The sequence below is a fragment of the Streptomyces sp. NPDC028711 genome, from assembly GCF_055565415.1.
In genome coordinates this window covers 63,053-89,904 of sequence record NZ_JBVHUJ010000011.1, presented here as the reverse complement: position 1 = coordinate 89,904, position 26,852 = coordinate 63,053, and the positions used below count along the sequence as shown (strand labels likewise).

Annotated in this window: 25 protein-coding genes; 3 read left to right on the top strand and 22 right to left on the bottom strand. The window is 73.8% G+C overall.

Going from position 1 to position 26,852, the window contains the following annotated elements:
* Window positions 1–2: 2 nt before the first annotated feature.
* The 11 genes from ACZ4VK_RS29045 to ACZ4VK_RS28995 form a co-directional block, all read right to left on the bottom strand.
* Complete coding sequence (locus tag ACZ4VK_RS29045) at window positions 3–572, bottom strand: phage tail protein (RefSeq protein ID WP_468358267.1); 570 nt, start codon at window positions 570–572, stop codon at window positions 3–5.
* Complete coding sequence (locus ACZ4VK_RS29040; protein WP_468358264.1) at window positions 569–2,557, bottom strand: putative baseplate assembly protein; 1,989 nt, start codon at window positions 2,555–2,557, stop codon at window positions 569–571. Before ACZ4VK_RS29040 ends, ACZ4VK_RS29045 begins: the two co-directional genes overlap by 4 nt.
* A gap of 10 nt (window positions 2,558–2,567) precedes the next feature.
* A complete protein-coding gene (locus tag ACZ4VK_RS29035) occupies window positions 2,568–2,966 on the bottom strand; it encodes a GPW/gp25 family protein (protein ID WP_468358261.1) in 399 nt (132 codons plus the stop codon).
* A 33-nt stretch (window positions 2,967–2,999) separates the two neighbouring features.
* The gene (locus tag ACZ4VK_RS29030) at window positions 3,000–4,814 is read right to left on the bottom strand and encodes a VgrG-related protein (protein ID WP_468358258.1); all 1,815 of its coding nucleotides are present in this window, start codon (window positions 4,812–4,814) and stop codon (window positions 3,000–3,002) included.
* Entirely contained in the window at window positions 4,811–5,551 is a 741-nt protein-coding gene (locus ACZ4VK_RS29025; RefSeq protein ID WP_468358255.1) for a CIS tube protein, read from the bottom strand. Before ACZ4VK_RS29025 ends, ACZ4VK_RS29030 begins: the two co-directional genes overlap by 4 nt.
* A gap of 1 nt (window position 5,552) precedes the next feature.
* Window positions 5,553–5,990: a phage tail protein gene (locus ACZ4VK_RS29020; protein ID WP_389681606.1), complete on the bottom strand. Its 438-nt coding sequence runs from the start codon at window positions 5,988–5,990 to the stop codon at window positions 5,553–5,555.
* Between the two features lie 69 nt (window positions 5,991–6,059).
* Entirely contained in the window at window positions 6,060–6,710 is a 651-nt protein-coding gene (locus ACZ4VK_RS29015; RefSeq protein ID WP_468358251.1) for a hypothetical protein, read from the bottom strand.
* A gap of 2,244 nt (window positions 6,711–8,954) precedes the next feature.
* The gene (locus ACZ4VK_RS29010) at window positions 8,955–9,107 is read right to left on the bottom strand and encodes a DUF6760 family protein (protein WP_167346856.1); all 153 of its coding nucleotides are present in this window, start codon (window positions 9,105–9,107) and stop codon (window positions 8,955–8,957) included.
* On the bottom strand, window positions 9,104–9,526 hold the full coding sequence (locus ACZ4VK_RS29005) for a hypothetical protein (RefSeq protein ID WP_468358248.1): 423 nt from the start codon (window positions 9,524–9,526) through the stop codon (window positions 9,104–9,106). The genes ACZ4VK_RS29010 and ACZ4VK_RS29005 overlap by 4 nt, the downstream gene beginning before the upstream one ends.
* The gene (locus ACZ4VK_RS29000; protein WP_383586967.1) at window positions 9,526–9,969 is read right to left on the bottom strand and encodes a phage tail protein; all 444 of its coding nucleotides are present in this window, start codon (window positions 9,967–9,969) and stop codon (window positions 9,526–9,528) included. Before ACZ4VK_RS29000 ends, ACZ4VK_RS29005 begins: the two co-directional genes overlap by 1 nt.
* A gap of 60 nt (window positions 9,970–10,029) precedes the next feature.
* A complete protein-coding gene (locus ACZ4VK_RS28995) occupies window positions 10,030–11,613 on the bottom strand; it encodes a phage tail sheath family protein (RefSeq protein WP_468358244.1) in 1,584 nt (527 codons plus the stop codon).
* Window positions 11,614–12,226: 613 nt separating this feature from the next.
* Here ACZ4VK_RS28995 and ACZ4VK_RS28990 point away from each other — a divergent pair.
* Window positions 12,227–13,861 carry a COG1470 family protein gene (locus tag ACZ4VK_RS28990; protein ID WP_468358241.1) on the top strand — a complete coding sequence of 545 codons (1,635 nt, stop codon included), beginning with the start codon at window positions 12,227–12,229 and terminating at the stop codon, window positions 13,859–13,861.
* A 92-nt stretch (window positions 13,862–13,953) separates the two neighbouring features.
* Here ACZ4VK_RS28990 and ACZ4VK_RS28985 read toward each other — a convergent pair whose 3' ends face one another.
* The 8 genes from ACZ4VK_RS28985 to ACZ4VK_RS28950 all read right to left on the bottom strand — a co-directional run bounded on the left by ACZ4VK_RS28985 (window position 13,954) and on the right by ACZ4VK_RS28950 (window position 21,975).
* Window positions 13,954–15,981 carry an AAA family ATPase gene (locus ACZ4VK_RS28985; RefSeq protein WP_468358239.1) on the bottom strand — a complete coding sequence of 676 codons (2,028 nt, stop codon included), beginning with the start codon at window positions 15,979–15,981 and terminating at the stop codon, window positions 13,954–13,956.
* A complete protein-coding gene (locus ACZ4VK_RS28980) occupies window positions 15,978–16,691 on the bottom strand; it encodes a Pvc16 family protein (RefSeq protein WP_468358236.1) in 714 nt (237 codons plus the stop codon). Before ACZ4VK_RS28980 ends, ACZ4VK_RS28985 begins: the two co-directional genes overlap by 4 nt.
* Window positions 16,691–17,341 (bottom strand): helix-turn-helix transcriptional regulator, encoded by a 651-nt coding sequence (locus ACZ4VK_RS28975; protein ID WP_468358233.1) that lies wholly within the window; start codon window positions 17,339–17,341, stop codon window positions 16,691–16,693. Before ACZ4VK_RS28975 ends, ACZ4VK_RS28980 begins: the two co-directional genes overlap by 1 nt.
* Before the next feature lie 382 nt (window positions 17,342–17,723).
* Window positions 17,724–18,326 carry a hypothetical protein gene (locus ACZ4VK_RS28970; protein ID WP_468358230.1) on the bottom strand — a complete coding sequence of 201 codons (603 nt, stop codon included), beginning with the start codon at window positions 18,324–18,326 and terminating at the stop codon, window positions 17,724–17,726.
* Between the two features lie 169 nt (window positions 18,327–18,495).
* The gene (locus ACZ4VK_RS28965) at window positions 18,496–19,701 is read right to left on the bottom strand and encodes an ABC transporter permease (protein ID WP_468358227.1); all 1,206 of its coding nucleotides are present in this window, start codon (window positions 19,699–19,701) and stop codon (window positions 18,496–18,498) included.
* Complete coding sequence (locus ACZ4VK_RS28960; protein ID WP_468358224.1) at window positions 19,701–20,390, bottom strand: ABC transporter ATP-binding protein; 690 nt, start codon at window positions 20,388–20,390, stop codon at window positions 19,701–19,703. Before ACZ4VK_RS28960 ends, ACZ4VK_RS28965 begins: the two co-directional genes overlap by 1 nt.
* Window positions 20,387–21,457 (bottom strand): peptidoglycan-binding protein, encoded by a 1,071-nt coding sequence (locus ACZ4VK_RS28955; protein ID WP_468358812.1) that lies wholly within the window; start codon window positions 21,455–21,457, stop codon window positions 20,387–20,389. The genes ACZ4VK_RS28960 and ACZ4VK_RS28955 overlap by 4 nt, the downstream gene beginning before the upstream one ends.
* Before the next feature lie 17 nt (window positions 21,458–21,474).
* Entirely contained in the window at window positions 21,475–21,975 is a 501-nt protein-coding gene (locus ACZ4VK_RS28950) for a hypothetical protein (RefSeq protein ID WP_468358221.1), read from the bottom strand.
* An 89-nt stretch (window positions 21,976–22,064) separates the two neighbouring features.
* On the opposite strand from ACZ4VK_RS28950, the gene ACZ4VK_RS28945 reads away from it, so the two are divergent.
* Window positions 22,065–22,724: a response regulator transcription factor gene (locus ACZ4VK_RS28945; RefSeq protein ID WP_468358218.1), complete on the top strand. Its 660-nt coding sequence runs from the start codon at window positions 22,065–22,067 to the stop codon at window positions 22,722–22,724.
* Between the two features lie 5 nt (window positions 22,725–22,729).
* A complete protein-coding gene (locus ACZ4VK_RS28940; protein ID WP_468358215.1) occupies window positions 22,730–23,941 on the top strand; it encodes a sensor histidine kinase in 1,212 nt (403 codons plus the stop codon).
* A 50-nt stretch (window positions 23,942–23,991) separates the two neighbouring features.
* Here ACZ4VK_RS28940 and ACZ4VK_RS28935 read toward each other — a convergent pair whose 3' ends face one another.
* From ACZ4VK_RS28935 to ACZ4VK_RS28925, 3 genes are read right to left on the bottom strand one after another with little or no spacing between them, the layout of a single operon-like run.
* Entirely contained in the window at window positions 23,992–24,393 is a 402-nt protein-coding gene (locus tag ACZ4VK_RS28935; RefSeq protein WP_468358212.1) for a VOC family protein, read from the bottom strand.
* 60 nt (window positions 24,394–24,453) lie between these two features.
* On the bottom strand, window positions 24,454–25,059 hold the full coding sequence (locus ACZ4VK_RS28930; protein ID WP_468358209.1) for a hypothetical protein: 606 nt from the start codon (window positions 25,057–25,059) through the stop codon (window positions 24,454–24,456).
* On the bottom strand, window positions 25,056–26,726 hold the full coding sequence (locus tag ACZ4VK_RS28925; protein ID WP_468358809.1) for a serine/threonine-protein kinase: 1,671 nt from the start codon (window positions 26,724–26,726) through the stop codon (window positions 25,056–25,058). Before ACZ4VK_RS28925 ends, ACZ4VK_RS28930 begins: the two co-directional genes overlap by 4 nt.
* Window positions 26,727–26,852 lie beyond the last annotated feature (126 nt).

Sequence of the window (26,852 nt, the reverse complement as noted above, 5' to 3'; positions counted from 1 at the left end):
GGTCATGCTCCTTCGGATGTACGGGAAGTGGTCACCGACACCGTGAACGGCAGGTGCGCGGGACGGGCCGCGGCCACGACCGCGCGCAGGCGGTGCGGATCCACGGAGGCCGGGTCGGCGACCCGGAGAACGACACGCAGCCCGGCCACGGGCGTTCCGGGGAACGGGCCGAGCGGAGCGGCGGACCAGCTCGCGCCCCCGCTCTCGGAGATCTCCGGAGGCACGCCGAAGGCCAGCCGGACCGCCGCAGCGAGGCCCTGCCGCGTGCCGCGGACCCGGTGCAGCGCCACGGCCGAGGCGACGGCGTGCCGGCGCAGCGGAAGCGGCTCGCCGCCGTCCAGCTCCGCGCCGACCCAGGTCGCGAGGTAGTCCACGAAGTCGGCCGGGGCGAGCGCGGGCGAGAAGTACGCCTCGAGGGAGTCCAGGACGCCGAAGAGGGGAGCCAGGACGACATCGAGACCGGAGACGAACCGCTGCCCGAAGTCGTCCTCCGCGTACACGGCGGGCAGCGCCGCCCCCAGCGGGTACGGCGTCGCCAGACCCGGAACCGTCCCCCGTACCGACCCGCTCACCGCGCCTCGATCACACGGACGCGGTGGTCGAACGGGAAGAGCAGCGCGGACGGCGACAGCTCGATCCGGTCCGTCACGTCACCCCTGCGACCGGTCAGCGGGTCCGCCGGATGCAGCAGGACCTCGTCCACCAGCTCCACCCCCGGCACCCGCTGGAGGGCCGCGAAGACCTCCCCGGCCCGCAGCGGGCGCCCGAACGGCCACCCCTCGCCGTGCGCCCCGCCCGTCAGCGGGTCCAGATACGCGTACAGCGCGTCGAGGGCCGCGGCCCGCACCCGCTCCGCCTCCGCCGCCCGGAAGGAGTGCAGCGTCGCCACCACCGTCACCCCCTGGTAGAACGGCGGCCCCACGGCGAGGCGGGTCCCCAGCGGACGCCGCTCGTCGAGGAAACCGGTCACCCGGGAGAGGAGCTCCTCGCCCGGGACCAGCTGCTCGAACCGCAGCCGCCCGCCCCGGTCCGGCACCGCCTGCGGCACCACCAGGACCCGCACCGCGTTCTCGCCCGCCTCGGCCGCGTCAGCCGCCAGGCAGGAGATCCGCGCCGCCTCGGGCGCGGCCCGGCGCGCCAGCTCCTCGTAGTCGCGGGCGGTGACCGCACGTTCCTGCGCCCGCAGGGTGATGGGCGCCCGGGACTTCGCCTCCTCGACGGTCTCCCCGTCCACCCCGCCCCGCGCCGCCTCCCGGTTCTCCACCCGCGCGATGTACGGGATGGAACTGCGGAGCACGGTGATCGTCGAGCGGGCCACGTTGCCCGCCCGGCCGCCCCCGGTGCCGTAACGGACCGCGCGGATCGCCGCGCCCTTCGGCGGCACCGCCCCGAACTGCCGCAGCGTCCCGTCCGGTTGGCGCACGCACGGTCCGAAGGCGATCTCGCCGGTGGTCGCGTCCAGGGTGACGTGGCGGTCCTCCGGGCGTGAGGAGGCGAAGTCGCGGACGACGCTCCACTCCTGCCACCCGGCCTCCGGATCATCCTCGTCCCCACCGCCGTCCGCCCGCTCGGCGACCTGGAGCAGCAGCGGAGGCCGGTCGACGACCGGCGCGTGCGCGAGCCGCACCCGCTGCCCCGCCACGCCCTCGGACTCGCCGAGCGGCTCGTCCCGTACCGCCTCGGCGTGCGCCGCCCGTACCGTCCCGCCGATCGTGAACGCCCCCGCCGCCCGAACGGTCGGAGACTCGCTGTACGAGGGCAGACCCTCGACCGGCTCCACGACCCGGCAGCGCACCCAGCCCGCCTCGTGCCCCGCGAGCCGCGACACCGCGTGCCCGGACGGCATGTGCAGCACGACCTCGCCCGGGCGGTTCAGGCCGCCCGTGGTGTCCTCGTCGACCTCGCAGCCGACCCAGCCCTCGGCCGCCGTCCACGCCTCCCACACCAGGGGCGGCCGGCGCGGGTCCACGCCGACGCCGTCCACCCGGCTGTCGAGGTCGAGGACGAGCAGACAGTCCGGCACGGCCGCCGAAAGACCGAGCAGCAGCAGATCGCCGACGCGCGGCGCCGGCGAGAACGCGGGCACGTCCTCGCCGCCGGCCAGGTCCTGCGAACGGTCCTCGGGCGTACCCCCCGTCTCCTGGCGCACGAGATGGGTCAACGCGCACGGCACGACGGTCAGATCGGCGGTGGTCGCGAACACCACCGCCTCCTCCGTCTCCGTACGCCCGGTCGACACCTCCGTCCCGGTGGGCAGCACCACCGGCTCCGGCTGCGGAGCGGAGAGCCGGAAGGTGATCTCGGCACGCGCGGCGGCCGGCGGGAACAGCGTCACCCCGAGCAGGTCGAGGAAGGCCAGATGGTTCTTCTCCGGGACCCGGTTGAGGCGGTAGACGAGCTGGTCCGCCATGTGCGCGACGGCCTCGACCAGGGTGACCCCCGGGTCCGAGACGTTGTGGTCGGTCCACTCGGGGCACGCCTGCTGGATGTAGCGCTTGGCGTCGTCGACGAACTGCTGGAAGCGGCGGTCGTCGAGATGGGGTGCGGGCAGGGCCATGGCGGCTCTTTCAGTCCTCGGAGGGGATGACGTAGAAGGGGAAGACGAGATTGCGCGGATTGTTGGCCCCGCGCACCCGGTAGCGGACGTCGATGTACAGCGTGGTCGGCTCGTCGGGCGCGGGGACGACCGTGACCTCCTCCACGTCGATGCGCGGCTCCCAGCGGTCGAGCGCGGACACCACCTCGTACCGGACCCGGCCCATCGTCGCGTCGTTGACCGGGGCGAACACCAGCTCGTGCACCGCGCAGCCGAACTCGGGGCGCATCGGCCGCTCGCCCGGAGCGGTCGCGAGCACGAGCCGCATCGACTCCTCGATCTCGCGGTCGCGCCGGACCAGGGCGATGGAACCGCTCGGCCCGGTCCGCAGCGGAAAGGCCCAGCCCGCGCCGACGAAGTGCTCACTCACAGGAGGTCCTCCTCAGGACCGGGATACCGGCCATCAGATCGGCAGGTTCGCCACGACGGGGTTCGGCATGGGGACGGTCGAGGTCACGAACGCCGGCGCGTTGACGACGGCCTGCGTCAGCGCCGACACCTTGAACTTCATCCCGGCCTTGATGTCCACACCGAGCCCCGCGTCGAGCTTGATCCGCCCCTTCGCGGAGAGCGTCAGATCGGTCCCCGACTCCACCGTGACCCCCCGGGCCCCCGAGATGGTGACCGTGCCGTCGCTGTCGATGGTCAGCGTGGTCCGCGCCTCGTTCAGCTCGACGCTCAGCCCGCCCTTCGCGGTGCGCAGGCGGATGCCGTGCGAGGCCCGCGTCCGGCCGCCCTCCTCGCGCAGCTCCACCGTGTGACCGGTCCGCGAGGTCAGGGCACGCCACTGGACCCGTCCGCTGGTCGGATCGACCGGCGGTACCCGGTCGGTCGCCGGGGTGTGCCGGTCGACGCCGTTGTACAGCCCCGCCAGGACGTACGGGTGTTCCAGTGACCCCCGGTCGAAGGCGCACAGCACCTCGTCGTCCACCTCCGGCAGCATCAGACCGCCGCCACCGCGCCCGCCGAGCTGGGCGACCCGGCACCAGCCGCTCTCGTACGTCGCCGAGAGCCACGGGAAACGCAGCCTGACCCGGCCGAGCGACAGCGGGTCCTTCGTGTTGGTGACGAGCGCGACCGCGACCCCCGGCATCGGCGGCGCCGGCTCCCCACCGCCCGAAGCCGTCCCGTACAGCGAACGGAACTGCCGGCCCGACACGGTCAGCCACGTCGCGAACTGCCGTCCCGACGCGAAGACATGCCGGACACCGGTGGCCGTGTAACGCCCCTCGAAGGGAAAACCCGCGCCCTTCACGGCCACCGGCTGCCCCGGCTTCAGCGCCGGGTTGCCCGTGACGGCGACCTCCAGCTCCGCGAACGAGCCGGTGACGTCGTCCGCGAGCGCCACCGCCGCCCGCGTCACCTCCGACTGCGTCGTGAACGGCGTCCCCGTCGCCGCCAGTTCGGCGGGACCGAAGGGGGCGGACAGCTGGGCGGGGGTGATGTCGGAGACGATCTCCGTGCTCGCCACGGCGGGCGTCGGAGACGACAGCGCCTGCTTGGTACGGGGATCCCAGCCCCGCACGTCCACCTTCCCGACCTGCCCGGCGGCGGTCACGGACACCCGGCTGTGCAGCGTGTTGCTCCCGAAGTCCAGCACGTACGGGCTGACCGCCGCCGGCGTCGTGTCGGCGGGCGCGGACGAGGCCGGAGGCAGCGCGGCGAAGACGAGCCGGCCCGCCGGGTCGAGCGAGAGACGCACGTCGTTCTCCCGCGCCAGCCGGGACAGGAAGTCCCAGTCGGTGATGTTGGGCTGGGTCGCCAGCTCGTACACCGTCGGCGTCGCGTCGATCCTGCCCAGCGGGATCCGGTTGAGCGCGGCGAGCTTCCTGACGATGTCGGACGCCGTCATGTTCGGATAGCCCTCGACGCGCCGACTGCGCAGCAGCCGGTGGCCCGGGTCGTAACCGCGCACGATCAGATACCGGCCGTGTCCTGGCGCCGCGTCCACCTCGACGGCGGTGACCTCGCCGGTGAGCATCGGCTCCCCGAGCTTCCCGTCGGTGAAGGGCGAAAGCACCGCCATCGCCCCGACCTTGAGGAAGGGGAACTTCCCGGTGAGGGTGCCGTCCTTGTCCCCGAAGGTCAGCTGGAAGGCGGACGGCACGTTGACACTCGCGTCCACCCAGCCCTCGGTCAGGCGGACCGCGAGCGGGTCCGGCAGCGGCGTGCCGTCGAGCTGCACGTGGAGGACGGTGGTGAAGGTCTTCTCGCTCATGAGGCGCCCTCGGTCTCCGGCGTTTCGGTGGTGGAAGGGAGCAGCAGTTCCGTGCCGGGCCGCAACCGCATCGGGTCGTCGATGCGGTTCGCCTCGGCGATGACACGCCAGCGGGTCGCGTCGCCGTACTCCCGCCAGGCGAGGGAGGCGAGCGAGTCCCCGGCGACCGTGCGGTGCACCCGACGGGCCGAGAGCGCGCCCGAGGTCGGGTTCTGCTTCTTGGTCGCGCTGGAGATCTCGGTGAGCGCGAGCGAACAGGTGGCCCGGATCGGCATCCCGCTGGGGCTGAACAGGGTGTACGTCGCGGACACGGAGGTGACGTACGCGATGAACTGCACCGTCGAGAACGACCCCCAGGTGAACTGCACCCACGGCGGCGACGGCGCCTTCGCGCTGATGCTCTGCTGGGTCACCTCACAACAGGAGAGCAGCAGTTCCACCTGCTGCTTCACGTCGTCGGACGACGGGTCGCCGGAACGGTCGAGGAAGACCTCGAGCTGCATCTCGGCGGGTTGGCTGCCGGTGAACTTCGGCGGCGCGCCCCGGTCGTACGCGACGGCCTGCTCGGTGTGCCAGCTCGCGGACCGGCTGAGGCTGAGCTGATCCGGGTTGAACTCGAAGGTGACTTCGCCGAGCTTGCCGCCGTAGTTGCTCGACAGGTCGGTGGGCGGCTGGTGGATGGCGAGCGACGCGCGCGACAGTCCGCTGGCGACGAGCCCGCCGAAGGACGGTGCCATCTCAGGCGCCTCCCGCGTCGGTGAAACCGTGGTGCGCGATCTCCAGCGTCTCCGTCGCCACGGCCGGATTCGCCGGGTCGAGCGTCGGCCCCGTCCAGCGGACCGGCAGCACCTCCACCAGACCCCACTGGGCGACGAGCGACCCGTCCGCGCGCAGCGCCGCGATCTGCGCCGTCGGACGGGTGATCCCGGTGGCGAGCGACGAGACCCAGGCGGCGACCTTGGCCGTGTCGGGGGTGAGGGGACGGGTGAGTCGGATCGTGGAGAACGTGACGCGGGTGGGGAGCTGCCAGACGAAACCGTTGTTCCCCCCTTCCCGGCGCTGCTCCACTTCGACCTCGGAGGAGAGACCGTCACAGCTGTTGAACAGGCCGAGGTCCTGGCCGTCGATGCTGAGCTTGAAGAAGACGGTGGATGCGGGGTCCAGCTGCTGGGGCATGGTGGCGGGTCTCTCGGATCGTCGTGTCGGTGTCGGGGCGGAAGCCTGGGAAGGGGCCGGGACGGCCGGTCAGCGGCCGTGGTCGCGGAGCCGGCCCACCCGCTCCCGGTCGGCGCGGAGCTCGGCACGCAGGAGCCGCGACAGCGGGGTGACGAGACGACGGGCCAACTCGTCCAGCTGACCGGGCCCATCGGTGTCGGCACCTGCGGCGGCGGCATGCGGGGTCGTGGCGGTCCGCTGTACGGCGGTCTGAGCCGGTGCGGTCCTGGTGACGGTGGTGGCGGCGCGCGGGGCGTGCGCGGCCGGAGCGGGTGCCGCGGTGGTCCGCTGGAGCGGGACGGGGGCCACGACGTGGAGCGGGGACGCGGACGGCGTCGCCTCGGGAGCGGTGTGACGCTGTACGGCCACCGGGCGCGCGACCGGCCGCGCGGCGGAGGGCGAGGCGAGGGGGACGACGGGAAGGGGGGAACTGGGCGGCGTCGCGGCGGAGCGGCGCTGGACGTGGGGGACTGGGGTGGTGGGCCTGGAGAGGGGAACGGCGGCCGTGGCGGGGGAGGTACGCGGGGCCGGGCCGCCAGGGGTACGGGAGGAGGGCGGCGCGGTCGGGACGTCCGGCGGCTTCGGTGTGAACGACCGCGTGCCGGCGAGCGGAAGCGCGGCCTGCCGCTGCACGCCGGGTACGCCGGCACGGGGTACGTCGGTGACGGTGACCACGGGCATGGGGAGCTCGGCGGGAGCGTGGGCGGGCGGCTGCGCAGCGGGCCGGGGAGGGGGAGCTGCCGCACTCGGGAGCGCGGCGCTCCGCCGGGGTGCGGCCGTGGAGCGCTGTACGAGGGGAAGCGGCGCGGCGACGGGAGCCGAAGGAGCACTGTTCGACACAGCCGTCGTCGGCGCCGGTTCTCCCGGAACGTCGGCTGCCTCGGGGGCGGTCGCCCGCTGGATCGGAGCCGACGCGGATGCCGGGGTACGTGGAAGGGGCGCGACCGGCGGAAGCGCGGGCGGAGTCAGGGGGGTGCTCGGGGCCGGTGCGGCGGCCGGCCGGGACGCGGGAGCCACGGGGACGCCCGGAAGGGCCGAGGGCGTGGAGGGAGCGGACGACGGCCGGGTCGGGGAGGGCGGGGCGACCGGCAGGGTGGTCGGAGGGGCGGTCGGCGGGGTGGTCGACGGTGTGATCGGCGCCCCGATCGGAGACCGGCGCGGCGCGGCGCTGGTGCGTGGTGCGGGGTTGCCCCGTGGCGTCGGATTCGGGTGCGGTACGGGTGCCTCGACGGCCGAGCGCTGCACGGGAGCGCCGAGGCCCGGGTGGGCGGGCGGAGGTGTGGTGACCGGGCGAGGGGCGGCGGCCGGGGCCGCCGGGGCCGCCGGGGTCGGCAGGTTGGCCGGGGCCGCCGGGGTTGCCGGGGGAGTGGGTGGAGCCGTCGGGCTCGGGGGAGTGGTCGGTGCCGAGGGACGTACCGGAGCGGCCGGAGCCTTCCGCGGTGCGGGTCCAGACGGAAGCGGTCGGCTCGCCTGAGGTTCCGGTGCCACCGGACCTGACGGAGGCGGCGGGCTCGCCTGAGGTTCCGGTGCCACCGGGGTCGCCGGGCCCGGCGGCGGCGTGGACGACGTCGTGTTCCAGTCCGCCCCGGGGGCACGCCGGGAGCGACGCACGAGAGGACGACGCTGCACCGGCGCGACCGGCGCGTCGGCCGTGCCGACGGGAGTCCCGGGCCCCACGGGGGAAGCGGGGCCCGGGACGTTCTGGGGCCGACCGGCAGCCAAGGGCTCCGGTGCGGCGGTGTCGTGCGCGGTCGTCGGCGTCGCACCGCGCTCGGACGCGGAGGCAGGGACTGCCGCCCGCTGGACGGGCGCCGCGCCGGGCGTGACCGTGCCACCCTGCCGGGCCGCCCCGGCAGGGGCGAGTCGGCGCGGCGGCTGCACGGGCCGGGCGGAGACGAGCGACGCACGCCGAACGGGCATCGGCCGTACGGGCCCGGGGGGCGTGGCGCCGAGGGACGGTGTCGCCGTACGCGCCACGGAGCCGGATTCGGGTTCGCGGGCGCCGCTCCTGGACGCGGACGTCCGGGCCGCGCCCTCGGAACTCCTGGCTTCGGGCGCGGCAGCACGCTGGACCGCCCGAGGCGCGGACGCCGGAGGGCGCTGCGCGCCGCCACCTCGTACAGGAGCGTCAGCTGCATCCCGTACGGGAACTGCGGCCGGCTCGACCCCTACGGGAGCGGTGGAAGGCACACGTTGTACCGGCGCCGGCGCCTCGCCCCGTACGGGACGGGCCGCCCCGGCCTGTCGCCCGTGCGGAGCTGTCGCCGCCGGCGGCGACACCGACGGTGTGGCGCCACGGGCGCCGGCCCCCGGGGGCACCGACCCGCCCGCACGACCGGAACCCGACCGCGCGGCCGAGCCCCCAGCCGAGCCCGGAGCGGACACGGAAGCGGACCGGGAAGCCGTTCCCGAACCAGGCACCGGCCCGGACGCCGTTCCCGAACCAGGCACCGGCCCGGAAGCCGATCCCGCACCCGGAACCAGCCCGGACACCCTCCCCGAACCCGCCGCGGAAGCCGTCCCCCCACTCGTTCCCGCCACCGGCAGCCGCAGCCCCGGCAGTTCGGCAGCCGCCTCGGGCCGGGTCGCCGACCGCTGTACGGGCCGTACCGCGTCGAGCAGTACACCGCTCGGCGCGTCCGGCACCGCCCCATGGCCCAGGTCGCTCTGGAAGGAGGGGTCCCAGTGGGTCGCGAGCGAGGCGGCGAAGCCGTGTTCCGCGACGGTACGCGCGGCGGCGGTGTCCAGTACCCGCTGCAGGGGCGGAAGCCCACGCCAGGCGTCTCCGGACGCCGTCGCCGGCGCGACGGGCGCGCCGCTCTCCGCCTGGGCAGCGGCCCGCGCGTCACCGCGCTCCGACCGCGCCGCCCGCCATCTCTCGAACATTCCCACCGTCTCCTCCAACCCCCTCTCCCTACACAGCGGTTACGCCTGCGACCGCTCCACGAGCGACGCCACCTGAGCCACGTACCTCCGCCGGTCCGCGTGTTCCAGATCGAGGATGTCGTCCATGCCCCAGTGGAAGTGGAAGGCGAGGTACGCGGTCTCCTCCTCGATCCGGTCGGCCGCGTACGTCACGATTCCCCCAGGCGGCTCCCGGCCAGCTCGACCTCGAAGGACTCCTCGCAGTGCGGGCAGGCGACGGCGGCCCTGGTGTGGCCCTCCGCGTTGATCTGCCGGTAGAAGTCCTGGAGGAACGCCAGGTCGGAGGCGAACATGTTCTCCACCGTCCCGTCATGGACCGACGGGAGCGTGCCCAGGCGTGTGATCACCCGGCCGAGCAGCACCACGGACAGATACGCCGGGTTCTCACGGACCCGGATGTCCCGCAGCGGGAGCAGCTCGTCCCTGGCCGTGGCGAGCCGCATCGCACCGCCGCGGTGCACGGTGCCCGCCTCGTCGACGAACCCGCGCGGCAGCTCGAACTCGAACTCCGTGCGCAGCGGCTCCTGTCGGTGGCCCGGCTGCGTGCCCGCCGCTCCTCCTTCGCGTCGCATCAGCCGAGCGTCAGCTCTTCGAAGGTGATGGTGACCTGCTCGGTCAGGGCGGCGGCGTCGCCGGCCTTGGTCGCGCTCAGCTCCACCTTGGTGCACCAGGCGTTGCGCAGGTTGTACCGCTTCACCTCGGTGAGCTGGTAGTCCAGGAAGATGATGGACGCGTCCTTGCGGGCCGAGCCCATGTCGCCGGCGATGGAGGACGTGATCCACTCGGTGAAGGCGGCGGACTGGGTCGCGCCCCGGGTCACCGTGCACTGACCGGCCTTCTTCACACCGGGAAGCTTCTTGATGATCGGCTTGCCGTCCGCCGAGACCTGCTGGAACTCGATGACGTCCTGCTCCATCGAGAGGCCGCTGATCTCCTGGAGGGTCTCGACCATGACGCCGTCGATCTGCAGGCCGAAATTGTGGGTGGTGAGGGCGTCACCGGTGTCGAGGGACATACGGTTCACTCCTGTTCATGAGAGGGGTTTCGGGTGCTGAGGGGGACGCGGGGCGGGGGACTACTCCTCCAGCTCGCCGCCGCCGCCCTGGATCTGGGCGAGCCGGAAGACCACGAACTCGGCGGGCTTCACCGGGGCGATGCCGATCTCGCAGACCACGCGGCCCAGGTCGACGGACTCCGGCGGGTTGGTCTCGGCGTCGCACTTCACGTAGAACGCGTCCTCGGCACGCTGGCCGAACAGGGCGCCCTGACGCCACTCGTTGACGAGGAAGGCGGAGATGTTGCGGCGGATACGGGCCCACAGCGACTGGTCGTTGGGCTCGAAGACGACCCACTGGGTACCGACGAGGATCGACTCCTCGAGGTAGTTGAAGTAGCGGCGGACGTTGAGGTAGCGCCACGCCGGGTCGGAGGCCAGCGTCCGCGCGCCCCACACCCGGATGCCGCGCCCGGGGAAGGCGCGGATGCAGTTCACGCCGATCGGGTTGAGCAGGTCCTGCTCACCGCGCGTGATCTGGAGCTCCAGGTCGACCGCGCCGCGCACGATCTCGTTGGCGGGGGCCTTGTGGACTCCCCGCTCGGCGTCGTTGCGGGCCCAGACGCCGGCCATGTGGCCGGACGGCGGAACCGTGCGGGTCTGGCCGCTCGCCGGGTCGAAGGCCTTGATCCACGGGTAGTAGAGCGCCGCGTACGCGGAGTCGTAACCGGCGAGCTCCTGCCGCCACTTGCGGACGTCACGGGCGTTGAGCGAGGGCGGCGGGTCGAGGATCGCCATCCGGTCGCCCATCAGCTCGCAGTGCGCGATGAGACCGAGCTGGACGGCCTTGACCTGCTCCAGGTCGATGAGTCCCTGCTGGTAGGCGGCCATCAGGTCGGGCACGGCCACCATGTTGATCTCGTCGAACGCCTCAAGACCGCCGAAGCCGGTCCGGTCGGCGGAGTCGCCGATGAACTGCCCCGACTCCAGCGCACCGGCGACGTCGGCCCGCGCGGTGACGGGGGCGGGCACCTGCGCGGGCGGCGCCAGCGTCACGGTCTGCGCGTCGGGCCTGGCGAGCTGCGCGCCGGCCGCCGCCTCCTCCAGGACGATGGTCTTGGAGCGCTGCTTGACCTGCGCCACGACGTAGTTGCGGGCACTCTTCTTCGCGGAGGCGTCGAAGCTCTCGACGACCTTCTCCCCGTCCTTCACGACCAGCTTGAAGCGCTCCGCCTCGCCCTCGACGTCCTGCACCTCGACGGTGAGTGCGCCACCGGCCTCGGAGCCGGCGGCGACGGCGGCGACCCGGAAGGTGCCGAGCGCGACGGCCTCACCGGCGACGAGCTGCGGCGCGGCGACGGCGGGGGCGGATCCGACGGCCCGCGTGGCGCCCTGGGCGTCCCCACCGCCGACACGCACGACGTACGCGGCGGTGCCGCCGTTGTTGAGGAACCCGTACACGGAGTGGGCGAGGTAGTACCCGTCCGTGAAGTCACCGAACGCCGCGACGTACTGCGACCAGTTGGTGACGAGCACCGGCTCGTTCAGCGGTCCGACGGGCGACAGGCCGACGAAGGCGGCGACGGAGGTCCCGAGGCCCTCGATGGGGCGGGAGCCGCTGGCGACTTCCTCGACGTAGACGCCGGGGGACAGGTACGTGGGCATGGTGCGTGTTCTCCTCGGGGAGCGTGGTGCTGCGGAAGGCGATGGTGATGCGGTGTCACGGGGTGGTGCGGACGGTGGCGAGAGCGGTACGGGCGGACCTCCGCGCGGGGCGGGAGCGGGTCCCGCTGCTCCGGCCGTGGCGCGTCGCGCTCCACCGGCCGTGGCGCGGCCCGCTGCTCCGGCCGGTGCGCACCGCGAACGTGAACGCGCAGGGCCTCGCCGCCGCTCCCGGTCTCAGGTGCGCCGCGCCGTCGGAGGCCGCCGGGCGGTCCCGTCGGCCCGACCCCGTCGTGCCGTGGTCCGCCGCATCGGGGCGCGTGTGGCGCGTCGGCTTCATCCCGCTCGCCCTCCCCTCGGCCGTCGGCAGCGGTCGTACGCTTCCGACTCTCGCCGAGTCCCACCGCCCCGGCCAGGGAGGAAGGGGCGTTCGCGAGGGCAGCGACGGTTGCCCTCGCGGACACCGCTCCTCGCGGCCCGGCCCCCACGACGCCCCCGGCCCCAGGGGCCCGGCGGCCCCCGCAGCGGCCCGGAGGCCCCACGGGCACGGCGCGCTGCCCCCGAGCAGGGACTTTCGGGCAGCCTGACACCACCCCCGCCCCCTTAACGTTCGCCCATGACCATGTGGACCTCTCTGGACCCGGCCGAGGTGACCGTCGAGCCCGGAGCACGCGCCGGCGCCCGACTGCGGGTACGGAACACCGGCGACACCGTCGAGGAGTATCGGCTCTCCCTCGTCGGGAAACCCTCGGGCTGGTCCCGGGTGGAACCGGACGTACTCCGCCTCTACCCGGGCAGCGAGGGGACCGCCGAGATCTCCTTCGCCCCGCCCCGCTCCTCCGACGTGGAGGCCGGACCGCTCGCGTACGGCATCCGTGTCGACCCCCGCGAGAACGCCGCCGCCCGCGACGTGGTGGAGGGCCGGCTGACCATCACGCCGTTCACCGAGACGCGCGCCGAACTGCTGCCGCCCTCGCTCCTCGGCCGCTTCCGCGGGCGGGCCCGGATAGCCGTGGACAACCTCGGCAACACCCCCCTGACCGCGTCCCTCGTGGCACGCGACGAGGCGAACCGGCTCACCTTCGACGTACGGCCGAACGCCGTGCAGATCGCCCCGGGCCGTGCCGCCTTCGGGGAACTCGTCGTGCGGCCGGAAACCGTGCGGTGGACCGGCGCCGAGGAGTCGCACCGCTTCACCGTCGCCGTACGGCGGGCGGGCGACGACACCACCCTCGACCTCGACGCCACCTTCGACCAACGGCCCGTCTTCGGGAACTGGCTGATGGTGGTCGGCGGACTCCTGCTGACCGCCGTGATCGCCTTCGTCGTGCTCTGGTTCAACTTCTCGCCGAAGATCGTCAGCGCGGCGAAGGAGATCCGGGCGACCGGCGCGCCCAGGCCCGCGCCGCAGGGCACGGGATCGGCGCTGCCCGAGGCGCCGCCCCCGCCGGGTGGGAACGGCGGGCCCACGCCCGGCGGCCCGCCGCCCGCCTCGGACGGCGGACCCCCGCCGGCCGGCGGGGACGGCGGGCAAGGCGGCGCCACGGGAGGCAGCGGCGGCGGCCCGACGGAGGGCGGCCAGGACGGCGGCGGGCAGGACGGAGGCGGCGGAGCGACCCCGCCCCCGCCGGACACCGGAGACGACGGGAACGAACAGCCCCCGGCCCCGCCCGTCGCCCCGGAGCCCGTGCCCCCCTGGGTCCCCGGCTCTCCGAAGGACGTCATCGTCGAGTTCGCCCAGGAACGCCTCGCGCACATGGCGGCCGGCAACCCGTGCAGGCTCCAGCCGGGCTGGAGCCCCGGCGTGATCGACACGCCGACCCGCAACTCCCTCGCCTGCTACCAGAACGCCGTCGTGAGGGACGGGGAAGAGAACCAGAAGAACTCCGCCGAGATCTTCAAGACGGACGCCGAGGGCACCCTCGGCCCGGCCACACTCACCTCTCTCTGGGCTCAGGGCATCACGCCGGAGAAGGTACGCACCGGTGGCACCAGCTGGGAGACGACCCAGCTGATGGCGGCGTTCTGGGCGGCGTACAACCGCGACTACAGCGACACCGACTTCGAACGGGCACGCACCAACGCCCAATGGGGCATCGACCACTTCCGCTCCAACTCGGACACGCCCAGCCACTACAGCACCCAGGTCGAATCGAAGATCCGCGCCTACCAGGCGGCCGTCGGCGTCACCGTGACCGGCAACGTCGACTGGCCGACGATCCGCAAGATGCTCGGCGGCAGCATCATGTGAGCTGACGGGCGAGCGGTCCGACAGCCAGGAGGGGGCCACCCGCACGGGTGGCCCCCTCCTCCGGTTCTCCGACCGCTCCGCCGAGCGCTCCGTCACGGAGCCCAGGGCGCCCCCGCGTCCAGGACGAGCCGTCCCGCCTTCTGGTACTCGCGCCGCGCCCCCGCCCGTACGTCCTCGCCGGTCACCGCCGAGCCGCGGGCCGCCGCCAGGTACCCGGCCGTCACCGCGGCCGAGCGGATCGCGCCGCCCGCCAGCTCGAACTCCCCGGCGCAGCGCGCGATCTCCTCGTGCGCGTCCTCCGCCTTCGGCGTGCCCGCCAGGCAGGAGTGCCAGAGCGAGACCCGCTGCTCCGGGTCGGGGAACGGAAAGTCCACGACCAGATCGAGCCGGCGCGTGAACGCCTCGTCGATGTTGGCCCGGAGGTTGGTCGTCAGCACCGCGATCCCGGCGAACGACTCAAGGCGCTGGAGGAGATACGCACTCTCCAGGTTGGCGTACCGGTCGTGCGAGCTCTTCACCTCCGACCGCTTGCCGAACACCGCGTCGGCCTCGTCGAACAGCAGCACACAGTCCGTGCGGTCCACCTCGACGAAGATCCGCTCCAGGTTCTTCTCGGTCTCGCCGACGTACTTGTCGACCACCGACGAGAGGTCCACCACATAGAGGTCCAGGCCGAGGTCGCCCGCGACGACCTCGGCGGCGAGCGTCTTTCCGGTGCCCGACTCCCCGGCGAACAGCGCGACGACACCCCGCCCGCGCCCGCCGCCGGTGCGCAGCCGCCACTCGCCGAGCACCCGGTCCCGGTTGCGGGCCCGGCCCGTCAGCTCGCGCAGCAGCCCCAGCGGTTCCTCGGGAAGGACGATGTCGGCGAAGCCGACCGCCGGCCGGATCCGCCGTGCGTGACTGTCGAGCAGGGGCGCCGAGACCAGCCGGGCACCCCGCTGCACCTGCGCGGCGGTGAGCGAGGTGCCCTCGAACGCGGCGAGCGCCCGCGCCGTACGGGCCGCCCTGCGGACCTGGTCCCCGCTGAGACGGTACGGCGCGGTCGCCTCGTCCAGGTCGAAGTCACGCTCGGCCGCGCTGAGTTCGGCGCGCCACAGGTCACCCGGACGCGCCGCGTCCTCCGGCGCGTCGAGAACCAGCAGCTCTCCGTCCGGCGCCCACCCGGGGTCGGGCGCGTCCGTGCCGGCGAGGACCACTGTCGTGTCCGGCGAGGCGAGGGCGCGCACCAGCGGACCGGGCCGCGGCGGCAGCGGCTCGACGACCACGGCGGCACCGCGGAGCCGTGCCTCCCGCAGCAGCACCCGCGCCACCGCCTCGTCGACGGACTCCGGCCGGTACCGCAGGACGGGCCGCCCGGCACCGAGCAGAGCGGCCACCACCGAACCGGTGGCGGCCCCGGGAACACGCTCCCGCAGATGTACGGTCACGGGCCCGGCGGCGGCGACCCGCGCACCGAGCCCCGTGGACGCGTCGCCCGTGTCCGCCCCGGTCCCGAGGCTGGTGGACGCGTCGCCCGTCTTCGTCCCGGTCAGCAGCTCGACCCCCTGGCCGGCCAGTCGGGCATCCAGCCGCCCGTCGTCGCCGAGCAGATGCGCCACCACCCGCTCCGGCACCCGCAGGGCCCGCCCGGGCAGCGGCCTGTCCTCGTCCTCGACATCAAGGAGGCCACCGGAGCGGAGCGGCGCCGCCGGATGGAACCGGTCGCGGGCGGCAGGGTCGGCGGGACCCGTACCCGCGAGGTCGAGGGCGAGGGCCACGGAGGCCCGGCGCCGTGCGACATCGTCGTTGAGGTACCCGTACAGCGTCTCGAAACCCCGGTCCACATCGGGTGCGAGAGCCACGAGCAGGATGTGCGCGTCGAGCGGGGACAGCCCGAAGGACCGCGCCAGCGCCCCGAGCCGATCCCCCCGACCGGTGTCGGGCAGGGGGAGACCGGCGCCCCGCGCCCCGGCGGGAGCCGGCTCCGAGGCGGACCGACGGGCCGCCTCCGCACTGACGTAGAGCCCGCGCAACGGGTCGCCCGCCGTGGGATCGCCGGCACTGCGGGCCTCCACGAGCGCCCCGACCCTCGACCGCAGCGCGTCGATCAGCTCCAGCACACCGTCCGGACCGCTCACGCCCCGGCCTCCCTCTCCGAACCGGAGCGGGCGCCGGGCGGGGGACCGGAGTCCGAGCCACCGCCCCGAACCCCCTTGAGCTTCAGGGCTTCCTCGACCCCCGTGATCCCCGCGCGCCGGATCAGCCGCGGCCTGCTGTCGGCCGGCCCGCCGTCGGTCCCGCGGACGACGAACTCCGCCTCGGTGACCGGCGGCGCCACGTCGTGCACGGGCGTGACGGGGAACGGCGTGCTGATGACGACGTCGAGCGAGGGCTTGAGTTCGCCGCCGAGCGCCGACCAGATGTCGGCGAGCGAACGCGACTCGGCGGGCGGCACCGCGACGGAGAGGGGAAGGGAGGCGGTGAGCGGCCGCACCGACTCGGGCACGGAGTCGCCCGGCAGCACCTCGTGGGGCAGCAGCAGCGCCATCGCGCCCGAGAGCAGCCGGTGTTCGTCCTCGGGGCGTGACGTCCAGGCCGTCACCAGGTACGAGAGCCGGAACCAGCGCGGCGGCCTGCGTCTGCGCGTCACGACGCCGCCGGCGTCCCGCTCGGCGTAGGCGCCGCGCTCCCGACGCGCCACGTCCTCCCGGATGTCGTACAGATAGGCGTTCAGGGTCGGGGCGTTGCGGCGGGCCGCCCAGTCGCGGGTCGGCGCGTCGAAGGCGACGTCGCCGGTGACGGCGGGCGCGAGCAGGCGCCGCAGTGCCTCGTCGATCTCATGGATCATCAGATGTAGCCTTCGCGGAGCGCGTACGCGACGGCATGCGCCCGGTTGGTGAGCTGGAGACGCGTCATCAGCGCGTGCAGGATGTTCTTGACGGTGCGTTCGGAGTAGGCGAGCTTCTCGCTGATCTGCCGGGTGTCGAGCCCCTCGGCGAGGAGCCGCAGCACATCCACCTCGCGCGGTGCCATCCCGAAGAGCGGCACCGCCCCGCCGGCGGCCGCTCCCGTGGTCGTCGCCCTCTGCAGCCGCCCCACCTGGTTCAGCAGACGGCTGACCAGGTCGGGCGGCAGCTCTCCCTCGCCGCGCGCCGCGCTGTGCACGGCGCTCAACAGCCGCTGTTCGGTGGCCTGATGCCGCCAGATGATGGCCCGCACCCCGTACTCGACCACGGCCAGCAGGTCGGGCTCGCGCAGCTCGCGCGCGACGAGCACGACGCGCTGGTCCCTCCCGCGCAGCAGGCGCCGCAGTTCGGTGGTGGTCGGTTCGTCGATCCGTTCCGCGAGCATCACGGCGACCGCCGGGCCGTCCCGGTCGCCGTCGTCCTGGTCAGGAACGACGTCGACGGTCGGCTGATGCCGCAAGTGGCTGATGAGCCCGGCCCTGCTGAGCGGATCGGATGCGTGGACGGTCACCGTCACCCGCTTGGTGAGCACTTCCCCTACCTGCTCTTTCTCACTCGCCTCGACGGTCCGGGCGGCAGGGTCTTCGGCGCGACCGTTGAGACGGCCGTTCCGGTGTCCCCCGCCGGATGGTCGGCACGCATGGTGAGCCCCCCGAGGTCTACTGATCCGTGGCGGAGGCGCCGGTGGGGGGTCTACTGATTCCCGGTCCGGGCACGCGTCGGCCACGTGTGGTCCCGGCCAGCTTGCCGTGCGCGACTCACGTCCCACTGGCGTCGCGCTAACGTTCTACTGCCGCTGTTCGGAACCCGCTTGAACCCGTCCCACCAACGTTCTCCCGTGTGGTGCCTGTCACGTGCCCAGGGGGTGTCTTGCCGATCAGGCCGGGCTCGCGGCGTGATCGGCAAGACACCCCCTAGTACGGGCCGCCGCGGAAGAGGAGGCTGCCGTGGTGGCGCGGGCGGAAGCCGTGCTCGTGGGCCGCGTCGGAGCGGTCGGTGGGGGACGAGCGTCCGGCGAGCGCCCGGAGCTTCGCCAGGCCGGCCAGCACCTCGTCCCGGTGGTCCGCCGACTTCATCCAGACGGGCAGCCGGGCGAACATCGCCAACGTCGGAGAGGCGTGACGTTCACGCAGGCGCGCGCCCACATAAGCGGCGAGCGCGTCGACGTGCTCCTCGTCGTACGCCCAGAGGATCCGCCCCGCGCAACGGGTCTGCAGCCAGAGCGGCCGCCCGAAGAACGGGTCCTCGGTGCCGCCGGGCACCACCCCGACCAGCGCGGTGCCCCGCTGCTCGGCCGTCCACTCGGCCACCGCCCCGCAACCGGCGCAGCTGAGGCGGCGGGGCTGGAAGAGCAGGCCGCTGACGTACTTCGGTGCCTCGAGCCGCGGCAGGGGCACGACGAGCGCCCGGCCACCGCACCGGGGACAGACCACCTGCACCCGGCCGGTGAACCGCATGAGCCACGTGCCGTGGTCGTGATGGCGCTCCGGTCCTGGGGCTGCGGGCTGGGAACTCATACCGGACACCCTGCCAGGCCGGCCGCGCCCAGGGCGACCGGAATACGACGGACCGTGGGCCGGTGCGACCGCCCCTGCGGACGCGGGCGGCGCGCCCCTTCGCCGGTGTGACCGCCCGTGCGGACCCGGGCGGCGCGCCCCTTCGCCCATGCGCCGCCCGCGCCCGCTCCTACGCCGCCGCCAGCGCCAGCGTCGGTGACAGTCGTGACGCCCGGACCGCCGGATAGAGGCCCGCCGCCGTGCCGATCGCGAGCGTCGCGGCGAAGCCACCGCCCACCGCCCAGAGCGGCACGACCCACGGCAGCCCGCCCGTGGACGCGTACACGCCCGTCGCCGCACCGCCCAGCGCCACGCCCGCCAGGCCGCCGAGGCCCGACAGCATCAGGGACTCCGTCACGAACTGGATCCTGATCTGGCCCCGGGTCGCGCCGAGCGACCGGCGCAGGCCGATCTCGTGGCGCCGTTCGAGCACCGAGATGATCACGGTGTTGGCGACACCGACGCCGCCCACCAGGAGCGCGATCCCGCCGAGGCCGAGGAGCAGCGTGGTGAACGCGCCCTCCGTCGCCGCCTTCGCCTTGAGCGCCGATGACGGATCACCGACCGACACGTTCTGCGGGTTCCGCGGGTCGATCGTCGGCGCCAGAAGCCGCTGGACGTCCCGTACGGACGCGTCCGTGGACCGCTCGTACACCGCCGTCGGATGCCCGTCGAAGCCGAGCAGCCGCGCCGCGCCCTCCCAGCCGACCAGCGCCGACCGTTCGATCTCGGGGGAGAGCGGCAGCGGGTCGAGGACACCGATGACCGTGAAGTACCGGTCGTCGATCCACACCTGCTGCCCCGGCCTCGTGATGCCGAGCCGCCCGGCCGCGACATGGCCGAGCACCACGGACGGATAGCGGCCGTTGGCGCCGTTCAGCCACGTACCGGACGCCGTCCCGCCGCGCAGCACGTCGAGAAGCCCCTCCGTGGCCGCCTTCACCGCGATCCCGCCGGTCTCGCCCTCCGGGATCTTCTCCGTGCGGCGCACCGAGCTCTTCAGGTCGCCGGTCCCGGCGGCCTCCTCGACCCCCGCGATCCGGCCGACCATGCCCACCGCGTCCTTGGGCAGCTTGACCTCCTGCCCGCTGAACATGCCCTCGCCCGGCTTGGCGACCAGCATGTTCGTGCCGAGCGCGTCGAGCTGACGGAGCAACTGGGCCTGGCTGGAGGCCGAGATGCCGACGACCGCGATCATCGTGGCGATGCCGATGGCGATGCCGAGCGCGGACAGCACCACCCGCACGGGCCGGCTCCGCAGCCCCGCGGAGCCGACGTGCAGGACATCGCGCGGGCCGAGCCGGGCGGCCTTCGGAACGGTGCGCGTACGGGACATCACGCCGCGACCTTCCCGCGAGCGGTGTCCGCCACGACACGCCCGTCACGGATCCGGACCTGCCGTGGCAGCCGGCCCGCGATCTCGGTGTCGTGCGTGATGACGGCGATCGTCGAACCCTCCGCGTTCAGTTCCCGCAGGAGTCCCATCACCGCCTCCCCGGAGGCCGAGTCGAGCGCGCCCGTCGGTTCGTCGGCGAGCAGCAGCGCCGGTTCGCCGACCACCGCCCGCGCGATGGCGACCCGTTGTCTCTGCCCGCCCGACAGCTCGTGCGGCCGGTGCTTCATCCGGTCCGCGAGACCCACCCGGGCCAGCGCCTCGGCGGCCATCGTCCGCCGCCGGGCCCTGGGCAGCCCGGAGTACAGCAGCCCCTCGGCCACGTTCTCGAGCGCGCCCACGCCCGGCACCAGGTGGAAGGCCTGGAAGACGAAGCCGATGTGCCGGGCGCGCAGCGCCGAGAGCCCGCGGTCCGACAGCGAGGCGATGTCGTGCCCGGCGATCTCGACCGTTCCGGCGCTGGGCCGGTCCAGGGTGCCGACGATGTGCAGCAGCGTCGACTTGCCCGAACCGGACGGCCCGACGATCCCCAGCAACTCCCCCGCGGCGACGGTGAGGTCGACGCCGTCGAGGGCGCGGACCCCGCCCGCGTACTCCTTGGTGACTCCGGAGAGCCGTACCACCGTGCTCATGCGGACGGCACCCCGACCTTCATGCCCTCGCGCAGCCCCTCGCCGCTGACCTCGACCCTGCCCTGCCCGAACATGCCGAGCTCGACCTCCACGTCCCGAGCCGTGCCGTTCTCGACGACCTGGACGCCGAAACCGCCACCGGGCAGCGCGAGCAGCGCGTTCACGGGCACGGACAGGACGTCCCGGCGCGTCTCGCCGGTGAGGTCGACGGTGACGGGGGACTGGTCGATGCCCCTGACCTTCCCCGGCTCGTCGAAGGAGACCGTGACGGGCACCTTCGGGGTCCTGTCCTGCGGGTCCTCGCCCGCCGACGCGGTCCTCCCGACGGCCGACACCTTCCCCGGAAGCTCCGTACCGTCCGGCAGCCTGACCCTCACCCGTGTGCCGGTCCTCGCCGACGCCGCCTCCGACACGGGGATGTCGAAACGTACGACGCGCTCGGAGCCGGTCACGGTGAGCACCGGAGCGCCCGGCGCGATCCGGTCGCCGACCGCGGCACCCGCCTCCTTGATCCGTACGGCACTGCCCGCGAAGGCGATCCGGTCGGGACCGACCGTGCCCGTCTGCTTCAGGTCGTGGGACTTCTGCCAGCGCTTCACGGCGGCGGCGGTCCTCGCCGTGTACTCCTCGTCGACGTCGAAGCCCGTGTATCCGAGGGCGGCGAGGTTCTCCTCCAGCTGCCGTACGTCCCTGCCCTCGTCGCCGGTCCTCAGCGTCCGGTACATGGGCTCGGCGCCGTACATCAGCCGGACGGGACCACCCTCGACCTCGTACAGCCGCTCGTCCCGCCCGACGACGGACCCGGCGGCCGCGACCCATGTGAGGACCCCGGCCGGCCCGGCGTTGATCTTCCGCTCGCCGAGGTGCCCCAGGGTGCCGTCCCGCTGGGAGCTGTCGCTGAGATCGCCCCGCGTGACGGGGGCGGTCGCGCGCGGAAGCCCCGCGGAGCCGGCCGAGCCGCCCGCCGTGTCCCGCTGTTCCGGCGCGGACAGGGCCGTCACCGCGGCGCCGCCGCCCGCGACGGCCACGATCGCCGCGAGGGCGAACGCCAGCCGACGCCGGCCCATCGGCCGTTCGCGGCCGGTCACCGGGCCACGCTCTCGCACGCCTTGGCGGCCTTGTCGAACTTCTGCTTCTCCGCACCCTGGGGTATCGGCCGGGCCGCCTGCGCGCCGCCGTCGAACGACGGGTCCGGCATGTTGAAGCCGTTCTCGCGCATGCACTTCGCGTACGCGAGCGCCTTGTCCTTGTCGGCCTGCGTCGGCTCCTCCCCGACCCCGGCGCCGCCCGCCTTGTCCCGGCAGGCCTTGAACGCCTTCTCCATCTGCTCCTTCGACACGCCGTCGCCGCCGATCGTGAGCCCGACGCCCTGCTCGCCCGGCTTGGGCTCGGGCACGTCGAGACCCTGCTCACGCAGGCACTTGCGGTGCTCGAAGGCCTGGTCGGCCTTCTTGCCCTCCTCGCTCACGCCCCCGTCGCTCCCTCCGGAACCGGAGTCCGAGCCGGAACAGGCGGTGGCGAGCAGGGACAGGGCGGCGGCCAGGGAAGTGGCGGCGGCGGCCCGGGTGATCCTTCGAATCGTCATGGCGTGGAGCCTGCCGCCAAGGGATGTTTCGTCTCTCTCAGCGGTTTCGTTTACACCGGCGAAACGTCACTCTCGGATAGACAGGGGACATGCGTGTACTGGTGGTGGAGGACGAGGCGTTTCTCGCCGAGATGATCGCCGAGGGGCTGCGCCGCGACGCGCTCGCCGTCGACATCGCGGCCGACGGCCTCGAAGCCCTCCGGAAGATGCAGCTCGGCGAGTACGACGTCCTGATCCTGGACCGTGACCTCCCCGGGATGCACGGCGACGACGTGTGCCGCCGCGTGGTCGAGCAGCGGCTGCTGACCCGGGTCCTCATGCTGACGGCGTCCGGCACGGTACGGGACCGGGTGGAGGGCCTCGGTCTCGGCGCCGACGACTACCTGACCAAACCCTTCGCGTACGACGAGCTGCTCGCCCGCGTCCTCGCGCTCGGCCGGCGCGCCCGGCCCGCGCTGCCACCCGTACTGGAACGGGCCGGGATCGTCCTCGACACCGCCCGCCGCCAGGCCTGCCGGGACGGACGCCACCTGCATCTGTCACGGAAGGAGTTCGCGGTCCTCGAAGCACTGCTCCGGGCCGAGGGAGCCGTCGTCAGCGGCGAGGACCTGATCGAACAGGTCTGGGAGGAGCACACGAGCTACCGCACGAACGCGGTACGGGTCACGCTCAGCAAACTCCGGGCGAAACTCGGCGAACCGCCGGTGGTGGAGACGGTGCCGGGCTCGGGCTACCGGATCGTGCCGTGAAGCGGATGCCGACAGGGGAGCGGTCCCGGCTGACGGCCCTCTACGGAGGACTCCTGCTGCTGGCGGGCGCCCTTCTCACCGGGGTCGTCTATCTCCTCGTGAAGGAGGGCCTCTCCTCGTCGATCAGCCTCGCGGTCACCGGGGCCGTACCGGCCCAGCGTCTCGAGGACCTGCCGACCATGTTCCCGACGGACTTCCGGACGGCCGAACCCGCCAGTCCGGCACCCTCCGACCCGACAGCGACCGCGCCCGCCCGGATCCCCGGCGAAGCCCTCGCGATCACCCGCACGGTGAGCGACGCGGCCGAGTCGGCGGCCCTCGAACGGCTCCTCACCGTCTCGCTCGTCGTCCTCCTCGCCTACGCGGTCCTCTCCGTCGTGCTCGCGTGGTGGATGGCGGGACGGGTGCTCCGGCCGGTGGCCGTGATCACCGAGACGGCCCGCCGGCTGTCCGGCGAGAACCTGCACGAGAGGATCGCCCTCGGCGGACCGCCGGGCGAGCTGAAACGACTCGCCGACACCTTCGACGGCATGCTGGGCCGGATGGAGGGCCTGGTCTCCGCACAGCAGCGGTTCGCGGCGAACGCGGCACACGAACTGCGCACTCCCGTCGCCGTACAGCGCGCCGCGGCCGAGATCGGGCTCGCGGGGGAGCCGTCACCCGAGCGGATCGCCCGGATCCGGACGAAGCTCATCGAGGTCGCCGACGACAGCCAGCGGATCATCGAGGGCCTGCTGCTGCTCGCCGCCTCCGACCAGGGGCTGCGGGAACGGAGCCCGGTGGCGGTGCACCGGGTGGCCACCGAGGCCGTGGACGCCCTGGCCGCCGAGGCACGGGAACGCGGGGTGACCCTGACCGTACGGGCCCGCCCGCTGACCGTCGACGGCGACGCGGTGCTCCTCGACCGGCTGATCCACAACCTGGCCGTGAACGGCGTACGCCACAACGTCCCCGGAGGCCGCGTGGAGGTCCGTACGGGCCCCGACGGCATCGAGGTGACGAACACCGGCCCCGAGATCCCGCCGGCCACCGTCCCCCTCCTCTTCGAACCCTTCCGCCGCCTCACGGAACGCACCGGCGCCTCCGGAGAGGGCGCGGGCCTCGGCCTGTCGATCGCCGCCTCGATCGCCCGCGCCCATGACGCCAGGGTGGAGGCGTCCCCGAACCCGGAGGGAGGCGGTCTGACGGTACGGGTACGGTTCGGGTCGTCCGACTGAGGGCGTGCGCGGCGACCGAGACGGCCCGCCCGCCCCGAACGAACGGCTCGTCAGCGGCCGGGACCGGACCCGTCACCGTGCCGGCCGAGGACCTCCAGGTAGTGCGGGTTGCGCATGATCCCGAGGATGTTGCCGAACGGGTCGAGCACCGCCCCCGCACGGAAGTCGCCGTAGTCGCGCAGCGGTTCGTGTTCCTTCGCGCCCAGGCCGAGCAGCCGGGCCATCTCGGCGTCGGCGTCGTCCACGTGCCAGTACGCGACGACACCGGCCGGGGCGGAGACGGTCCGGGAGATGCCGAACTCCTGCAGGTAGTCGCCGAGCCGGAACTCGATGTACTCCGGGCGCTCGAAGTACGGCTCGACGCCGAGTACCTCGGAGTACCAGGCACGGGCGGCGGCCAGGTCGTCGGCGTGGTAGCGGATGGTCGCGAGACCGCGGAATGTCGTCGTCATGGGGAACACTCTGCCTGCCATATAGGCCAGTTGATGTCCTAGATGGCCACGCTCCGCGCGTCAGCGGCACTGATACGTGAACGCCGCAGCGGACGTGTGGGCGGTGGGCGAGATGATCACGAGGCGCGCCTCCGCGTGGTGCGTCCCCGGGCCGTGGAAGGTCCACAAGAGGCGCAGCTTGGCCTCCTCCTGTCCACGTGTCAGGCGCTCGCGCAGAGGAGCGGAGCGGGTGCCGTCACTGCGTTCCCAGCGGTACGTGAGGGTCCCGGGGCGCCCGTCCGTACGCACCACACCCACGATGTCCGCCGTGTCGTCGCAGCCGATGCGCTGCCCCGTGGCGCTGACCGTGACGTCCCGCACCGCGACGCGGGGGCCGCCATGGCGCCAGGCGAGGAACACGAGGACGGCGGCCGCCACGACGGCCGCCCACGCGAAGCGGACCGGCCACCGGGAGCGGACGGGGCGCGGCCCGGGGACGCCGGGGAGGGTGCCGTGCCAGATCTGTACGGCGGTGGGGGCGCTCGCGGCGCGCCGGGCCGCGGCGGCGGTCACGCCGGGCCCGAACCGCAGGACCTCGCCCTCCGCCCGGTCCGGAGCCGTATCGGGTGTCGGGTGTGTGAACCAGTGGCTGCCGAGCCGGGTGGCGCTGTAGTCGTCGTCGTTCATGAGACCGTGCACCGCCGGACGAGGACCTCCTGGAAGGAACCGCCGTTCGCGGCGGCGGGGTTCGTGGTCGCACGCAGCCCCCAGTGGCAACCGGCGCCCCGGAACTCGTGGGTGAGCGCCAGGGTGTACCGGGTGGCGCCCTCGCGCCGGAAGGTCTCGGAGCCGTCGGGGGTGCCCGGCGCCCCCTTCCCGTCCCCGGTGAACCACTCGACGGAGATCGTCACCGGTCCCGTTCCGTCCGTCGTGACCTCGACGCCCCCGGCGGCGGTCGTCGGCCCGGTCTGACGCGGGCCGGTGACGGAGACCGCCGTCACGGAGACGGGCGGAGACGCCGAGGCCGTGGTCGGGGGCGTGGTCGTCGGAGTCGGCGGTGCTGTCGGTGGGGGTGTCGTGGGTGCCGTGGAGCCGGCAGGCGTCGCCGTGTCCGACCATGTCGGGGTCGGCGCCGCCTCCGAGCGGGTCGCCTCCGGAGAGGCGGTGGGCCCAGGGCTCTCCGACCAGGAGGGCGAGGGACTCGTCAGGGTCGGCGTGGGCGCCGTAGTGGTGGACGTGGCCGGACTCGGGGCGGGTGGCGGAGTCGACGCGGCGCCGGGCCCGGTACGCGTCGTCGCGAACGCCTGGGCAGCCTCGTCGCCCTCCGCCTCCTCACCGCCGGCCCGCGCGGCGAGGGCGAGCAGGAGCGCCAGGACGAGCGCGGCCGCACCCGCCGGCAGCCCATGGGGGATACGCCGTCGAGGACGGGGCGGCGGGGCGGGAAGGGTGGTGGTGGCGAGGGCGGTCGTTCCCTCCGACGTGCCGCCGGAGGAGGGGAAGAGCAGGGGCAGGAGCGCGGCCAGGGCGGCCAGCCGCCTCCGGCCCCTCTCCTCCCAGTCCGGGCCGTACGCGGCCCTGGCGACCGACTCCAGTTCCGTCACGAACGCGGCCGCGTTCTCCGGCCGCTCGTGCGGGGACTTGGCGAGACCGCGCCGGATGAGCGGACGCAGCGGCTCAGGCGCCTGTCCGTCGGGAACGGGCATGTCCAGGTGCTGCAGGGCCAGCTCCGCGATGGTGCCGCCGGAGAACGGCTTCCGCCCCGTCAGACACTCGAAGAAGGTCGCGGTCGCCGCGTACACGTCGGCGGCCGGCGAGGCGGGCGCGCCGTTCCACTGCTCCGGCGCCATGTAGGCGGGCGTGCCGGCCACCCCCGGCGTGGCACCCCGACCGGTCGCGATGCCGAAGTCGACGAGCTTGGACGAGCCGTCGGCGGCGACGAGGACGTTCGCGGGCTTGTAGTCACGGTGCACGACGCCCGCCCGGTGAGCGGCGGCGAGACCGAGGAGCGAGCCCTTGAGCACGACGAGAGCGGCCTCGGGACCGGTCGCACCCTCCCGCGCCAGGAGGGCGCGCAGCGCGACGCCGTCGACCAGCTCCATGACGATGGCCGCACCCCGTGGAGCCTCGACGTACTCGTAGAACCCCACGACGTACGGACTGTCCAGAGCGCCGAGCAACCGGGCCTCGGCCCGGAACCCCCGTACGAACGCCGCGTTCGAGCGGAAGCTCTCATTCAGGTACTTCACGGCGACCGGCGCACCGGTCGGATCGTGCGTCGCGAGCACGACCCGACCACTGGCGCCCGCACCCAGCTCCCGCGCCTCGCTGTACCCCGGGACCACCCACGCGCCCATCCGAGCCCCCTCGACGCCGTACCCGATACGCCCGCTCATATGGACACAATCCCGCCACGGCCGGTTCCCGGCGGTGGCGGTCGTTTCGTCGGTGTGTGCCGTGCGGCCGGAGGAGCGTCCTCCGCC

Coding starts and splice junctions, on each gene's coding strand:
- ACZ4VK_RS28945 (WP_468358218.1), top strand. CDS start 22,065: ATGCGTGTACTGGTGGTGGAGGACGAGGCGTTTCTCGCCGAGATGATC.
- ACZ4VK_RS28970 (WP_468358230.1), bottom strand. CDS start 18,326: ATGAGTTCCCAGCCCGCAGCCCCAGGACCGGAGCGCCATCACGACCAC.
- ACZ4VK_RS28930 (WP_468358209.1), bottom strand. CDS start 25,059: ATGAACGACGACGACTACAGCGCCACCCGGCTCGGCAGCCACTGGTTC.
- ACZ4VK_RS28965 (WP_468358227.1), bottom strand. CDS start 19,701: ATGTCCCGTACGCGCACCGTTCCGAAGGCCGCCCGGCTCGGCCCGCGC.
- ACZ4VK_RS29000 (WP_383586967.1), bottom strand. CDS start 9,969: ATGTCCCTCGACACCGGTGACGCCCTCACCACCCACAATTTCGGCCTG.
- ACZ4VK_RS29020 (WP_389681606.1), bottom strand. CDS start 5,990: ATGCCCCAGCAGCTGGACCCCGCATCCACCGTCTTCTTCAAGCTCAGC.
- ACZ4VK_RS28990 (WP_468358241.1), top strand. CDS start 12,227: ATGACCATGTGGACCTCTCTGGACCCGGCCGAGGTGACCGTCGAGCCC.
- ACZ4VK_RS28980 (WP_468358236.1), bottom strand. CDS start 16,691: ATGATCCATGAGATCGACGAGGCACTGCGGCGCCTGCTCGCGCCCGCC.
- ACZ4VK_RS29040 (WP_468358264.1), bottom strand. CDS start 2,557: ATGGCCCTGCCCGCACCCCATCTCGACGACCGCCGCTTCCAGCAGTTC.
- ACZ4VK_RS28955 (WP_468358812.1), bottom strand. CDS start 21,457: ATGGGCCGGCGTCGGCTGGCGTTCGCCCTCGCGGCGATCGTGGCCGTC.
- ACZ4VK_RS28995 (WP_468358244.1), bottom strand. CDS start 11,613: ATGCCCACGTACCTGTCCCCCGGCGTCTACGTCGAGGAAGTCGCCAGC.
- ACZ4VK_RS28925 (WP_468358809.1), bottom strand. CDS start 26,726: ATGGGCGCGTGGGTGGTCCCGGGGTACAGCGAGGCGCGGGAGCTGGGT.
- ACZ4VK_RS28950 (WP_468358221.1), bottom strand. CDS start 21,975: ATGACGATTCGAAGGATCACCCGGGCCGCCGCCGCCACTTCCCTGGCC.
- ACZ4VK_RS28940 (WP_468358215.1), top strand. CDS start 22,730: ATGCCGACAGGGGAGCGGTCCCGGCTGACGGCCCTCTACGGAGGACTC.
- ACZ4VK_RS29005 (WP_468358248.1), bottom strand. CDS start 9,526: ATGCGACGCGAAGGAGGAGCGGCGGGCACGCAGCCGGGCCACCGACAG.
- ACZ4VK_RS29030 (WP_468358258.1), bottom strand. CDS start 4,814: ATGAGCGAGAAGACCTTCACCACCGTCCTCCACGTGCAGCTCGACGGC.
- ACZ4VK_RS29025 (WP_468358255.1), bottom strand. CDS start 5,551: ATGGCACCGTCCTTCGGCGGGCTCGTCGCCAGCGGACTGTCGCGCGCG.
- ACZ4VK_RS28960 (WP_468358224.1), bottom strand. CDS start 20,390: ATGAGCACGGTGGTACGGCTCTCCGGAGTCACCAAGGAGTACGCGGGC.
- ACZ4VK_RS28935 (WP_468358212.1), bottom strand. CDS start 24,393: ATGACGACGACATTCCGCGGTCTCGCGACCATCCGCTACCACGCCGAC.
- ACZ4VK_RS29015 (WP_468358251.1), bottom strand. CDS start 6,710: ATGCCCGTGGTCACCGTCACCGACGTACCCCGTGCCGGCGTACCCGGC.